Annotated in this window: 12 protein-coding genes and 2 pseudogenes; 11 read left to right on the top strand and 3 right to left on the bottom strand. The window is 51.4% G+C overall.

Features of this window, described 5'->3' with window-relative positions; all coding sequences use genetic code 11:
- Positions 1 to 878: 878 nt before the first annotated feature.
- The 5 genes and pseudogenes from CYR32_RS21545 to CYR32_RS20735 all read left to right on the top strand — a co-directional run bounded on the left by CYR32_RS21545 (position 879) and on the right by CYR32_RS20735 (position 3,757).
- Entirely contained in the window at positions 879 to 1,241 is a 363-nt protein-coding gene (locus tag CYR32_RS21545; RefSeq protein WP_033755779.1) for a hypothetical protein, read from the top strand.
- A gap of 342 nt (positions 1,242 to 1,583) precedes the next feature.
- Positions 1,584 to 1,919: a hypothetical protein gene (locus CYR32_RS20720; RefSeq protein WP_033755778.1), complete on the top strand. Its 336-nt coding sequence runs from the start codon at positions 1,584 to 1,586 to the stop codon at positions 1,917 to 1,919.
- A pseudogene (locus CYR32_RS20725) lies at positions 1,916 to 2,692 on the top strand (tyrosine-type recombinase/integrase). Before CYR32_RS20720 ends, CYR32_RS20725 begins: the two are co-directional and overlap by 4 nt.
- A gap of 178 nt (positions 2,693 to 2,870) precedes the next feature.
- Entirely contained in the window at positions 2,871 to 3,491 is a 621-nt protein-coding gene (locus CYR32_RS20730) for a ParA family protein (RefSeq protein ID WP_101826984.1), read from the top strand.
- Between the two features lie 29 nt (positions 3,492 to 3,520).
- The gene (locus CYR32_RS20735) at positions 3,521 to 3,757 is read left to right on the top strand and encodes a plasmid partition protein ParG (RefSeq protein ID WP_101826985.1); all 237 of its coding nucleotides are present in this window, start codon (positions 3,521 to 3,523) and stop codon (positions 3,755 to 3,757) included.
- 1,041 nt (positions 3,758 to 4,798) lie between these two features.
- On the opposite strand, the pseudogene umuC reads toward CYR32_RS20735, so the two are convergent.
- The 3 genes and pseudogenes from umuC to CYR32_RS22125 all read right to left on the bottom strand — a co-directional run.
- Positions 4,799 to 5,854: pseudogene (umuC, locus tag CYR32_RS20740) on the bottom strand (translesion error-prone DNA polymerase V subunit UmuC); the annotation flags it as partial.
- A 349-nt stretch (positions 5,855 to 6,203) separates the two neighbouring features.
- Positions 6,204 to 6,530 (bottom strand): four-helix bundle copper-binding protein, encoded by a 327-nt coding sequence (locus tag CYR32_RS20745; RefSeq protein ID WP_033755879.1) that lies wholly within the window; start codon positions 6,528 to 6,530, stop codon positions 6,204 to 6,206.
- Positions 6,531 to 6,821: 291 nt separating this feature from the next.
- A complete protein-coding gene (locus CYR32_RS22125) occupies positions 6,822 to 7,052 on the bottom strand; it encodes a hypothetical protein (protein WP_033755880.1) in 231 nt (76 codons plus the stop codon).
- 291 nt (positions 7,053 to 7,343) lie between these two features.
- Here CYR32_RS22125 and CYR32_RS20755 point away from each other — a divergent pair, with 291 nt between their 5' ends.
- The 6 genes from CYR32_RS20755 to CYR32_RS20780 are packed head-to-tail and all read left to right on the top strand — an operon-like array spanning position 7,344 to position 13,638.
- Positions 7,344 to 9,212 (top strand): copper resistance system multicopper oxidase, encoded by a 1,869-nt coding sequence (locus CYR32_RS20755; protein WP_033755882.1) that lies wholly within the window; start codon positions 7,344 to 7,346, stop codon positions 9,210 to 9,212.
- Positions 9,213 to 9,246: 34 nt separating this feature from the next.
- Positions 9,247 to 10,182 carry a copper resistance protein B gene (locus CYR32_RS20760; protein ID WP_033755893.1) on the top strand — a complete coding sequence of 312 codons (936 nt, stop codon included), beginning with the start codon at positions 9,247 to 9,249 and terminating at the stop codon, positions 10,180 to 10,182.
- A 35-nt stretch (positions 10,183 to 10,217) separates the two neighbouring features.
- Positions 10,218 to 10,598: a copper homeostasis periplasmic binding protein CopC gene (copC, locus tag CYR32_RS20765; protein ID WP_101826986.1), complete on the top strand. Its 381-nt coding sequence runs from the start codon at positions 10,218 to 10,220 to the stop codon at positions 10,596 to 10,598.
- A gap of 4 nt (positions 10,599 to 10,602) precedes the next feature.
- A complete protein-coding gene (gene copD / locus CYR32_RS20770) occupies positions 10,603 to 11,535 on the top strand; it encodes a copper homeostasis membrane protein CopD (protein WP_033755886.1) in 933 nt (310 codons plus the stop codon).
- Positions 11,536 to 11,563: 28 nt separating this feature from the next.
- Positions 11,564 to 12,244 carry a heavy metal response regulator transcription factor gene (locus tag CYR32_RS20775; protein ID WP_007708057.1) on the top strand — a complete coding sequence of 227 codons (681 nt, stop codon included), beginning with the start codon at positions 11,564 to 11,566 and terminating at the stop codon, positions 12,242 to 12,244.
- Positions 12,241 to 13,638, top strand: coding sequence for a heavy metal sensor histidine kinase (locus tag CYR32_RS20780; protein WP_101826987.1), 1,398 nt, complete (start codon positions 12,241 to 12,243; stop codon positions 13,636 to 13,638). Before CYR32_RS20775 ends, CYR32_RS20780 begins: the two co-directional genes overlap by 4 nt.
- Positions 13,639 to 13,840: the final 202 nt, after the last annotated feature.

Raw genomic sequence — 13,840 nt, forward strand, 5'->3', positions numbered from 1 at the left:
GCGCTCGGCATCACCACCCATACCTTGCCGACGCTGCTGAACGCCTTTGTGGCGATCGGCATCGTGCTCGGCGCGGCCACATTCATTCCCCTTTTATACAGATAGTCATAATGAAAATATAAAGCTTGCTAACCGGTATGGTTGCGTAAGGACCGTAGTCTCTCAGAGACCGTGCTTTCTTTTTTTTCAGGCCTGGACACTAAAGGGTCTGTTGCACCCCGAAAAAATTTGTTGCGGGGATTGCTCATTGAGATGAGCCTCTGCTCGATCATACCAGATCAGCAGGCTGCCCCCAATGCTATGGCTTCTTAGTTTGGCCATTATCCGGCCTTCCTCACGACCAATAAAATAGAGACATTACCCGTGACGCTGCCACCGTCTCAGCCCGGAACGATCAGTGAGCGCTTCTGATGACCTTCGGTTTTTTTAACGAAGCGGGTGGGATACGGTTTGTTGCTGAAATCTTAATAATAACCAACAACTGATGCTAATTTCGCACTTTTAACATATATGAATATAAATGTTATGAATAATTGCATTTACAGGAAATATCATGCGTTTTGTCATCCGGGATCCGAAAAAAGGCAGAACCGGATCTTCGGGCTCACAAGGCGGATTTTTGCGCAGCATACTGTATATAGTGGCTCGATTAGCTGTCTGAGACACTACATACGGGATGCGTCAGCGACAACAGGCCACAGATCTGCCGCTTCCGCCCGCCCCGCCGCCGTGCTACGTTTCCGGTTACTGCCGTATCAGGACAAGTCGGATCATGCCGGTAAGGGCGTACGGTAATTGCATTCATATACTATAAAATAGAATATTATTTTATATATAATAATAACAATATTTTACTAAAGGTGAGTGAGGATTCATTGTTGAAAGCTATCCTCCAAAAGATGGCTGGTGTTTTTGAGATGCATGAACTCTGTATTAAAAAGGCAATACAGATTGTGGGACACGTAAAAATAACCAAAAGGAATATTGTTACTCATTCGGACAGAGGGTTATTAGAGATCATGCCAAACGGGAATCTCAGGGAAATGAACGATTACACCTATAAGCGTGCCGAATCCGATAATATTAAAATGCCAAAGTCTCCTGAAGGCAACGGAGAAGTCAGAGACATTCTGCTAAATCAAGCCTGGACTCTGACTCAAAAAGAAATTTTAAACGCTAGTCTGCCACAAACTCCAGACACAGCCTCTTCCCCACCAAAAAAGAGAGGGCCAGGACTTTGACCCCTGCGCAAGTTGCTGAGAGCCTGGCATCAGCAGGTTGTCGTCCGGATACGGGGCAAAAGTTCAAACAGAGACCGAGGATTTTCCCGATCTGGGTGCACCTGTAGACAACTCCACGGAGGGATAATAAAAAAATGAAATGACCAGCATACCTGTTCTGCTGCACTGCCATGCTGACCGCCGTGTCGCCGTGTCGCCGTGTCGCCGCGTGCCGCGACCTATGAGGAAGCCTCACGCCTGGACGATGCCTATCCGCCGGGAAGTACCCAGGTCTGTATTAAGAACCTCCCCGGGGACGGAAAGAACATCCTGCCGACCCGGCTTGAAGTCAGGGGGACGGTTATGAGCCGGACGGCAGCGCATACCGTTTATCGCGCCACCGCTGCGTGGACCCCGCAGGGAAAAACCGTTCCCGGGCTGACGCTGAGCTACACGCTCACCCAGATAAAAGATGAAGCGGGTTACTATTCGATTGTCGATCCTGCCAGCATGTCGATCACAATGCCGGGTGCAGGGGCCGGGACAGAGAAAACCGTTCTGGAGGGAATGCGCCAGCGCCTGCCTGCAGGGGAAGAATTCACCCCCTACAGTATTACGGAGATTACGGATTTTCCGTCATATGTGGCTCACAGGCCTGACGAGCCTCTGACTTACTGTCATAAGGAAAAGCAGAAATGACCATGATGCTGCCATCACACTATCCACAGGCCCCCGTTCCGCAGCTGTCGGTTGCGATTGATTATCCGGCTGCACTGGCGCTGCGGCTGATGGCTGCACAGCATGATGAATATCCACAGTACCTGCTGGCTCGAGGTTAGCGCCCTTCTCCATTACGTGCCGGATCTGCACCGCAAGATGCTGTTCACCACCCTCTGGAATACGGGCGGGCGCATTAACGAAACGCTGGCGCTGATCTGAGGGGACTTTCTGCTGCGCCAAGGTACCCTTTCGTGTAGCTGGCCACACTCAAGCAGCGCGAGGAAAAGGCAGAGCGCTGGGCCGGTCGCCTGCCTGCCGGCACCGTGCCGCATCGCTTGGTGCCCCTTTCAGACGCGCAGTACGTGACCCAGCTGGAGATGATGTGCGCCGCCCTGCGCATTCCGCTCGAGCGACGGAATGAAAAGAGCGACCGGCCGGAGAAGGTACGGCCCTGGGAAATCGCCGATCGCACAGCGCGCACTTGGCTGAACGAGGCCGTAGAGGCCGTCGCGGACGGCGTGACGTTCTCGATCCCGGTTACACTGCATACCTTCCGGCACAGCTATGCCATGCAAATGCTTTACGCGGGCACGCCGCTCAAGGCGCTGCAGAGCCTGCTGGGACACAAGAGCGCCAAGTCTACCGAGATATACACGCGGGTATTTGCGCTGGACGTAGCCGCGAGACATCGGGTGCAGCTCCAGATGGTGGGAACCGATGCTGTGGTCATGCTCAGAAAGAGCAGCTCTTGATACGTCCGAAACCGACCGTTTTGGTACAGTCTATTTAATATTATAATGACATCAAACGGTTATATCTGTTTACTCATTTGAGTAAATTAACTTTTGTGTTTTTGATTCTTTACGTAAATACTCATTTGTGGTTTACTCCTGTTCACTATCACTCAAATGAGTAAATGAGACACTGAGCATGAAAATCATTTCGTTTCTGAATCCTAAAGGTGGCTCTGGCAAAACCACTGCCACAATCAATGTCAGCACCTCCATTGCCAGTAGCGGTAAAAAAGTCGCAGTTGTTGATACTGACCCACAAATGAGTCTGACCAACTGGAACAGCGCCGGTAAGGCTGGGTTCGATGTTTTTACCGCCTCATCTGAAAAAGACGTGTATCAGGTTCGTAAAGAACTCGGGGATTATGATTACGTAATTATTGATGGTGCTGGTTCGCTTTCTGTTATCACTTCTGCGGCCGTAATGGTGAGCGATCTCATCATCATTCCTGTTACACCGAGTCCACTTGATTTCTCAGCGGCAGGTTCAGTGGTAACTGTTCTTGAGGCGCAGGCATACAATCGCCCTGTCGAGGCTCGATTCCTGATCACTCGAAAAATTGAACAGGCAACGATGCTCAGCGTTTTAAAAGAAAGTATTGCCCAGACGGGTATTAAAGCGTTTAAAACTGCTATTACTCAGCGCCAGAGCTATGTGCGATCGGTTCTTGAAGGTGAAAGCGTTTTTAACACCTCTGACAGAGCTGCTCAGGGAGAAATTCAAATTCTGAGTAAAGAGATTCTGTCTTTTTTTGAGTAAATACTCATACGCTCATTTGAGGAGGATATATGGCACTTGAGAAAAAACATTCATCATCAATGATGACGTTCGGCGCGCATCGTGATCTGGAAAAAATTGTTCAGGCTCCTGAGGTGAAAGCTCTGTCAGAAAAGCAAAAGCGCGTGAACGTGAATTTTAATGAAGAGAAGCATTCCCGTTTTAAAGTGGCATGTGCCAAACGCGGAACCAGCATCACAGATGTGATCAATGAGCTGGTTGACGAATGGTTGCGCAAAAATGAGTAGTTACTCATTTGAGTAATGACTCAATTGAGCGCATGTATCTGGGTCAAGTTATGGTTGCTTAACAGGGCTGATAGCTTGATCTTTATAACTAAAGATACCATGTGGACTATTAATAGAAACTCAAATGAGTGAATGAGTAAAAATGTGAGAGCGTCATTGATTAAAGCCAGCAGAGCTCAACAGCACCAGACCTTTTTCTGGTTTGATAGTCTGGAACGGGGTCTGTCTGTCAAAGCATATATACGAGAGCGAGCTTTTTTACTCATAGAAGTAAATGAGTGAATGAGCTTTTGCGCATATGACATTATTGAGAAAGTATAATCAGTTTGTGCAAGCTTGATGTTTGTTATGTCTTATGAAGCCTGATCCGCTATCAATTTTGAGGTTATGAAGTAAAGCTCATATGAGTTTATGAGTGATATAGGCTCATAGTTGACTAACCATTTCGTATTTGAGTTTTTACTCATTTGAGTGAAAGCTCAAAGTGCAAATAACTTTCAATAGTGTTTCTCATTCCTTGACCTGTGAAAATTCCGATCAGCCTTTTAGCGACACACATTCCTTTCTGGTTTATCCATGCCTCGTTAAATCAATCCCGCTTCGTCTTCCATAAAGGTCTAAACCTTTAGGCACAAATTCTGTTATGAGTAAGTAATAAGGACGGGCTCGATTACCCTAGAACTTATTTTGAGTGTATATAAATACATTGAGTAAATGAGTAAGTGAGTATAGGGTTATGCAAAGGCCTGAGTCATATTCACTCAAAAGAGTAAATGTGTTTTTACTCACATGGCTTTAACAAAAGGGATAATCAGCGTTCACGAGCGAAAAGTTCAATGATGCCCTGAGCAGCCTAAAAGAGCATTCAGTATTTGAGTTTATGAGTAAATACTCATATAGATTTAAAAGTAATAGCGCTTAATGCTGACAAGCTAACTTTTAATTGAGTTTTTACTTAATTGAGTAAAAGAGTAAAAACTCAATAGATTTAGTGCGTTCTGATGGTGTAGCTAAGTGTAATTAACCTGAAAAAAATGCAGGTCAGCATACTTTAGCGACAGGCAGTTCTTTCCAGTTGGTTGTCCACGCCTTACTCAACATCTCACGCTTCATTTTCCAGTCAGGGTCGATACCTTTCCCCGCAAATCCAATATTGTAACGCCCCGACTGGTTCATTTTGTCTATTAAGCTCATCAGCGCCTCGCTGCCTGCACGCGGCACCTCATCGTCGAACAAATTAAGCTGTGCCATGCCGTCCGGCCGCAGCTCGTTCAGCATGATGCCAGCTTTCGCATAGCGGAAGCCCGGGCGCCAGATCGCATCAAGAGACTTCACGGCCGCCTCGATGATATTGCGTGTGTCCTGTGTGCCGACGCGCAGCTTCACAAAGGCCGTATTGCCGTACCCGGGCTGACCAGTATCGAAAGGAGATGTGCGGATAAAAACGGAAACGTGATGGCAGAACTGGCGATCCTCACGAAGCTTTTCCGCCACGCGCTCGGCGTAGGCGCAGACGGACTGACGCATTGCGTCATACTCCGTAATACGTTCGCCAAAGCTGCGGCTGACCACTATCTGCTGCTTTGGTGGCAGCGCGTCTTCCATCGGGATGCAGGACTCACCGTTAAGCTCACGCACCGTACGCTCCAGCACTACGCCAAAGGTTTTTCGGATGAGGGAAGGGGAGGCGCGCGCCAGATCGAGCGCTGTTGTGACGCCGAGCAGCTGCAGTCGCTTTTCAAGTCGGGAGCCCACACCCCAAAGTTCACCCACGGGTTGACGTGACAGCAGCTTTTCGGTCCGCTTTGGATTACCCGGTGTAAGGGCGAGCACCCCGCCAAACTGCGGCCATTCCTTCCCGGCCCATTGCGCTGACTTCGCCAGCGTCTTCGTCGGCCCCAGACCGACCCCGACAGTCAGCCCGGTACAGGTTTTTACATGGTTGCGGATCATGCGGCCGAAATCCTCAAAGGGCATGGCCATTTCCATGCCGCGGCAGTCACAGAACCCCTCATCTACGGAATAAACCTCCAGACGCGGCACCATCTCCTCGATACAGGACATCACACGCGTGCTCATAGAGTGATTTATGTGGAATAGAAATTCAACACGAGACTTAAATCTTTCTGAGAGGATGTACACTACAAATTTGTACATTAATTATACAGGACTTATCCCCCGTTTTTGTGGATAAGGCAGAGGGCATATGTACCGACCGGCTGCAAAAACACGCCCGGGTTTTTACGATATTTAATACAGGGGGATGTCAGTTTAAAAAAGCCTGAACAGGGACGCGGCATTTCCCTTCTGGCTGTATAGCGGGCAGTCCGGATAAGAACGGTGATTTTTACCACCCTGACGCCGGGTGTATGTATCAAAAATCACCGGCTGGAATGAGACAGGCGGTACTTTCCGGAAGCTGCGACTGGACAGCTTCCATTTGCTGTCACGCTGCCATTTTCCGGCATTCTTCAGCACAGCGGTAACAGGCTTCAGCACATTTCTTACAGTGCTCGTGCTCATGTTTCGCGCACTCATCACCGCATTTCTGGCATGCTTCTGCGCAAACCTTACAAATCTGAGCAGCGAATTCACTGTCCATTGTCATCAGCTCAGCTGCCAGGCGGCAGATGCTGGCGCACTGCATGTCCGCCCGGATGCATTCGCGCATCATCTCAATATTTTCTTCTTTCAGGCAGGACGTTGCGCAGTAGTCACAGGTTGCAGCGCAGATATAACAGGCCTCAATGCAGTTGCGGTATTGTTCAGACATAATTTCTTCCCGTAATCGTTAAATGCAAAGAAGTGGTAAGCATGGAACAAAATGTTGATTGCTGCAAAAGCGTTTTATACAGACGGTAGCAGGAGTGGGATAAAACAGGGTTAAAAAAAGCCCGTCACAGTCAGACGGGCTGGCTGATTACAGCCTAAACAAAGTTGTTCAGATAACTCAGTGTAATGAGGGTTAACGCACAACACATTCCGTAACAACAGTAACCATGACAAAATCCGGATGATTTATGCCCAGGTTTTTTCAGCTAAGGCTACGGGCTGTCATCTGCGTTTATTTATCTTCCTGCATCATCTTGCGGTGCGTTTCAATAATGTTCTGATGTGCGGCAGAACTGCTGTTATTCATGCTCTGATGTGCCTGAATCGCCAGCTCATGTTCATTCATGGAGGCCGCCGGGGCTTTCTTGTTCATGCAGCAGGACATGTCCATGGGGGCTGGCTGAGCCTGAGCGGCTGAAACGGACAGAAGGACCGCAGCGGCGGCAAGCATAATCTTTTTCATTCGTAATTCCTTACGTTTAAAGGATAAAAATAGCCGTTAATTCCGGACAGGAACTTTACCGGCCTCAGTGATTTTCATCGTATCCGAAAAAAAACACCGTGAACGAAAATGACAAAAATGTAATTCAAAAACATCAGGTTCCAACATGACATAAATGTAATCAAGTCGGGATTCCTGTTGTGATAGCTTGCCGGTAACAAAAATAAAGTTCCTGACCGGATTGCATTAGTGATGCATCTGGTGTGGAGAGATTTTCTCCCGGGATAATCTGCATTTTGCCGGAGCACAGTCATGCAGCTTAAAAGTTCACGACGCAATTTTATCAAAGGGATCGCAGCGGCCAGCGTTGCTGGCGGTCTTGGTATGAAGACGTTCAATGCTTTCTCGGCGGTAAGTCTGGTACAGCCCCGCACGCTTACCGGTAATGATTTCGACCTGTTTATCGCCGAAACGCCACTTAATATCACCGGCAACATCCGTTATGCCAAAACCATCAACAGCGGCCTGCCGGGGCCTCTGCTGCGCTGGAAAGAAGGCGATACTGTCACGTTACGGGTTAAAAACCGTCTGAAAGAAACAACCTCCATTCACTGGCATGGCATCATTCTGCCAGCCAACATGGATGGCGTTCCCGGCCTCAGCTTTCACGGTATTGAACCCGATGATACTTACGTCTATTCATTTCGCGTAAGGCAGAATGGCACCTACTGGTATCACAGCCATTCCGGCCTGCAGGAGCAGGAGGGCGTTTACGGCCCGATTATCATTGATCCCGCTGAGCCTGAGCCATTTAAGTATGATCGGGAACACGTGGTAATGCTGACCGACTGGTCAGATGAAAATGCCTCTGCCATTCTTTCAAAACTGAAAAAGCAGTCCGACTACTACAACTTTGCCAAGCCTGCTGCTGGTGACTTTTTCCGTGATGCCCGGGATAAGGGGCTGGGAAATACCCTGGCTGACCGGAAGATGTGGGCGGAAATGAAGATGAACCCGACTGACCTTGCAGACGTCAGCGGTGCGACTTACACCTATCTCATGAACGGTCAGGGCCCGGGTAAAAACTGGACGGGGCTGTTCCGTAAAGGCGAAAAAATCCGCCTCCGCTTTATCAATGGCTCTGCCATGACCTACTTCGATGTACGCATTCCTGGCGTGAAGATGACCGTGGTGGCTGCTGACGGCCAGTACGTCACCCCCGTCAGTGTGGATGAGTTTCGTATTGCCGTAGCTGAAACCTACGATGTCATTGTAGAGCCCGTCCAGGATGCCTGCACCATCTTTGCCCAGTCCATGGACAGAAGCGGCTATGCACGGGGCACGCTTGCCGTTCGTGAAGGCATGACTGCCCCGGTTCCTTCCACCGATCCTCGTCCCTGGCTCACCATGGATGATATGGGAATGGGGGGAATGGATCACGGCAGCATGGGAGATACAGATCACGGGCAGATGCAGGGTATGGGCGGCGGTAGCATGCAGAGCATGGATGGTTCAGCTGTGGAAAGCGCCCCGGCAGGCAGTATGGCTGGCATGGATCACAGCAGCATGGCCGGCATGGACCACGGCAGCATGGCCGGCATGGACCACGGCAGCATGGCCGGCATGGACCACGGCAGCATGGCCGGCATGGGTGATATGCAGAAGCATCCGGCATCAGAAACGAACAACCCACTGGTTGACATGCAGGCCATGATGCCCACGTCGAAGCTCAGCGATCCGGGTATCGGGCTGAGGAATAACGGCCGCAGGGTTCTGACCTACGCTGACCTGAAAAGTACTTTTGACGATCCGGACGGACGCGAACCCTCACGCACCATAGAACTGCATCTTACCGGCCATATGGAAAAATTTGCCTGGTCTTTCAATGGTATTAAGTTTTCCGATGCAGAGCCGGTCACACTCCGCTATGGCGAGCGCGTCCGCATTGTCCTGGTCAACGATACCATGATGACACATCCCATTCATTTGCACGGAATGTGGAGCGACCTTGAGGATGAAGAAGGGAATTTCCTGGTGCGTAAACACACCATAGATATGCCGCCCGGCACGCGCCGCAGCTATCGTGTGACGGCCGATGCGCTGGGCCGATGGGCTTACCACTGTCACCTGCTTTTTCATATGGAAACAGGCATGTTCCGTGAGGTCCGGGTTAATGAGTGAGGTACTTCTGATGTCAGCTTCTGATCGTGGTGATATGAAACATAACTTTTGCAGCCCGGCGGCCGGGCTGCTGGTTTTCGCAGCGATTGCCGGCAGCGCACTTACGGCCGTCCCTGATGCCCGGGCTGAAGCGGCGCACAACATGCAGGCGCATGACATGAGTGCAATGTCGGGCATGGACCACTCCGCTATGGGCAATATGGAACCCATGTCCGGGATGGAAGGCATGGAGTCTATGCAGCCTGCTGCCCCGACTGAAAGCAGAACGCCTGTTCCGGTACTGACGGACGCCGACCGCCGGGCTGCGTTTCCTGACGTGCATGGTCATAAAGTGCATGACAGCAGCATGAACTGGTATCTGCTGGCCGATCAGCTTGAGTGGCAGAAAAATAATGAGGCCGGGGGATTCAGCTGGGACGTCAGCGGCTGGGCTGGCGGGGATATTGATCGGCTCTGGCTGCGCAGCGAAGGGGAAACCAGCGACGGAAAAACCGAGTCGGCAGAGGTGCAGGCCCTCTGGGGGCACGCTGTCTCGCCCTGGTGGGACGTGGTCGCGGGTGCGCGGCAGGACTTCAGGCCCGGCAGGCCCCAGACATGGGCCGCCGCCGGCTTTCAGGGCATGCCGCTGTATAACCTCGAAACTGAACTCACCGCGTTTGCCGGTGAGCAGGGACGCACCGCGCTCCGGTTTGAAGCAGAGTATGACGTGCTGCTGACCAACCGGCTCATCCTGCAGCCGTCTTTTGAAGCCAATTTTTACGGTAAGGATGATGAGGTGCGTGAAACCGGGAAAGGACTGTCCGGTACCGAGCTTTCCCTGCGCCTTCGTTACGAAGTAAAGCGGGAATTTGCGCCTTATGTGGGCGTATCGTGGAGCCAGCTTTATGGCAACACGGCCGATATGGCGACCCGTGAAGGAGAGAAGGACAACGAAGTGCGCTTTCTTCTCGGTGCCCGCGTGTGGTTCTGATGCAGTTAATTCTAACAAACAAGACAGGTATGAATATGAAACGTAATTATGCTGGCTACGTCATCGCTGTTGCCGCCTCTGTTGCTGCTTTTGGCGCGCAGGCGCATCCGGAACTGGCTTCTTCTGTCCCTGCTGATAAAGCGCAGGTGGCAGCGCCTTCAAAAGTGGAGCTGCACTTTACTGAGAATCTGGTCACAAAATTTTCTGGTGCACGTCTCGTCATGACCGCTATGCCCGGCATGTCCTCTCATGCCCCGATGGCGGTTGCGGCAAAAGTGGCCGCCGGTGGCGATCCGAAAACCATGGTGATCACGCCAGCCAAACCTCTGGTGCCTGGCACATACAAGGTGGAGTGGCGTGCGGTGTCTTCTGATACACACCCGCGCACGGGTAACGTCAGCTTTAGCGTGAAATAATGCCATGAACGATCAGACTTTTATTGTTATCCGCTTTTTCCTTTACCTTGACCTTATGGTTCTGTTTGGGCTGCCTTTATTTGAACTGTATGCCGTGAAGGGAACGCTTAAAAAATCGGTGTCATTATTCAGTGTCTGGTCGTTCTTTTTTATTCTGATATCCGTCGGCATTGTTCTGTCGCTGGCGAATATGCTGCTGGTCGCGCAGGCGATGAGTGGCGTGACTGACGCAGGTGAAATCACGCTCCACATCATAGAGATGGTTATCGGTGAAACTGCGGTCGGCCTCAGCTGGGTTATCCGGCTTGCCGCACTCGTCCTGGCCTTCGTCGGACTGGGCTTGCGGCTGCGCAATGCCGTTCTGTCGCGTTACGTTCTCACGCTTTCCGGAGGCACAGCGCTGGCCACCCTGGCATGGGGCGGTCATGCGGCCATGAACGACGGTATGAGCTACTATCTGCATCTGCTGAGCGATATCATCCACCTGTCGGCAGCCGGTGCATGGGTGGGCGCGCTCACGGCCTTTGCCATTCTGTTATGCATCAAAAAGGCGCAGACGGCCAGCCACGTCCGGCAGCTTGCGGAAGCCCTGACGGGCTTTTCCCGGGCCGGCACGGTGATTGTGCTGAGTATTGTCATCACCGCCGTCATTAACTTTTTCTTCATTGTGGAAGACCCGGTCAAATCTTTGCCGGGCAGCCACTACGGGCTGCTCCTGCTAATCAAGACAGGCTTGTTTTTCGTTATGCTGTTGCTGGCTGCCGCGAACCGCTTCCGGCTTGCACCCGCACTGGAAAATGCGCTCGGTCAGGGCCACTATAAGACGGGTATTGCGTTGATGCGCAAAAGTATTATTACAGAGTTCAGCGTGTCTATCCTGATTCTGGCGACCGTAGCCTGGCTTGGCACGCTGTCGCCCGGTAACGGTATGGCGTAACGACACTCAGCTGCAGGGCCCTTATACCATGACCACTCTTCTGATCGTCGAGGATGAAATTAAAACCGGGACTTACCTGAAACAGGGTCTTCAGGAAGCAGGGTATGACGTCACCCTTGTGAATGACGGCCGTCAGGGGCTGGAGCATATCCTGCAGCAGCGCTACGACCTGATTATTCTTGATGTGATGCTGCCCTCCCTGGACGGCTGGGACATTCTGCGGCAGATGAGAATGGCCCGCCACGAAGAGCCTGTGCTGTTTCTGACCGCAAGGGATAACGTCAGCGAAAAAATCAAAGGTCTGGATCTGGGAGCCGATGACTATCTGCTCAAGCCGTTCGATTTTGCCGAGCTTCTGGCGCGTATCCGGACCCAGCTCAGGCGTAACCGCTCTCTGGCATCCGGCATGTACGAAATAGCTGATCTGGTGATGGACATATCCCGCCGGAGCGTCAGCCGTTCCGGCAAAAAAATTCATCTGTCCACAAAAGAGTTTGTTCTGCTTGAGCTGCTGCTGCAGCGTCGCGGTGAAGTGCTGCCAAGAAATCTGATCTCCTCCCTGGTCTGGAATATTAATTTTGAGAGTGACACTAACGTGATTGATGTGGCTGTCCGGCGGCTGCGCAGCAAGGTGGATGATGACTTCAGCCCGAAGCTGATCCATACCGTGCGCGGCATTGGCTACGTGCTGGAGATACGTGAAGAATGAAGCGTAACGGGTCTCTGACTTCCAGACTTAGCCTGGTCTTTGCCTGTGTCATGATGTCCGTCTGGCTGCTTTCCAGCGTTCTGCTGGTTGCCGCGCTGGGCAGTTACTTTCGCAGCCAGGACCTTACGCTGCTGACCGGTAAGCTTGAGCTGGCTACCGAACTGCTGGAAAGTGAAGTCCGTACCGGAAAGCTTGATACCGCCGGGCTTGCCCGCAAGCTTGCCGACGCCATGGTGGGCCACAGCGGACTTTATCTGTCGATCAGGACTGCCGACAATCAAATACTCGCCGACTATTTCTCTCCAGGCTTCCCGGTTCCGGCTGAGCGCTTTGCCAGTGAGGCCCTGAAGCTGAATACCCTGCAGACGGTGGAGGAAAACGACTGGCGCTATAACGTCATGATTAAAAAAATCGGTGCAGAGAACGCAGGCAGGCACCGGGATGTGCTGATAACTGCCGCCTACGATACTGGCTTTCATGATGAATTTATCGGCCAGCTGAAACAATGGCTGATGTGGCTTAACGGGGGACTGATTTTTCTTTCTGTTTTGCTGGGCTGGCTTGCCACCCGTATCGGACTCCGGCCCCTGAATGAAATAAACCGGCTGGCTTCGGCAATTACCGTTAATAATCTCAGTGAGCGCCTGCCGGCCCGACATCTTCCTTCAGAACTTATGCCAACCGTAGCCGAATTTAACAACATGCTGGAGAGACTGGAAGGCTCTTTCAGGCGCCTGTCAGAGTTTTCATCTGACATAGCCCATGAGCTGCGCACTCCCGTAAGTAACCTGATGATGCAGACGCAGGTTGCCCTGTCCCGGGAGCGTGACGCTGCCAGCTACCGGGAAGTGCTTTTCTCAAACCTGGAGGAGCTGGGCCGACTTGCCAGAATGAGCAGCGACATGCTGTTTCTGGCGAAGTCTGAAAACGGGCTGCTGGCGCTGGAAAATGAGATTTTTTCCGCAAAGGCAGAATTCGAAGAACTAATCGAATTTTTCGAGCCGCTGGCCGCAGAAAACGGTAAAACACTGACGCTTGAAGGGGATACCAGCATGAAGGGCGATCGTCTGATGCTGCGCCGGGCGCTGAGCAACCTGATAACCAATGCCATAAAGTACTCTTCAGACGGCGCGGCGATCCTGATCCGGGCAGAACAGCAGATCGGGATGGCGTTTGTTCATATCTCTAACCGCACGGAAGCCATCACGCAGGAAAATCTGGGCAGGCTTTTTGATCGCTTTTACCGGGGCGACTCGTCCCGGCAACATAACACAGACGGTGCCGGTCTGGGCCTTTCCATCACGCGAGCCGTTGTTCTGGCTCACAACGGTACATTGCAGGTTTTTCTGGACGATGACATCGTTACGTTTACGGTAAAAATACCGGCAGCATAATTTATGTTGATGTGCGCTTTCTTCGGGCTGTCGCCCGTAATAATTCTGAACTGCTTTAAACCAAGGATTTCTTTCCCGGTTTAGTGAAACGAGCCCGGGTGCTTTACTAAACTAAATTCTCTTAGCCCAGAAAAGGAACGGATCATGAAAAAGTTACAGACAGCCCTGGTTTCCCTGCTGGTTGTTCTGCCAGTTGCGGCTA

The organism is Chimaeribacter coloradensis, from assembly GCF_002858715.1.
Taxonomy (GTDB): domain Bacteria; phylum Pseudomonadota; class Gammaproteobacteria; order Enterobacterales; family Enterobacteriaceae; genus Chimaeribacter; species Chimaeribacter coloradensis.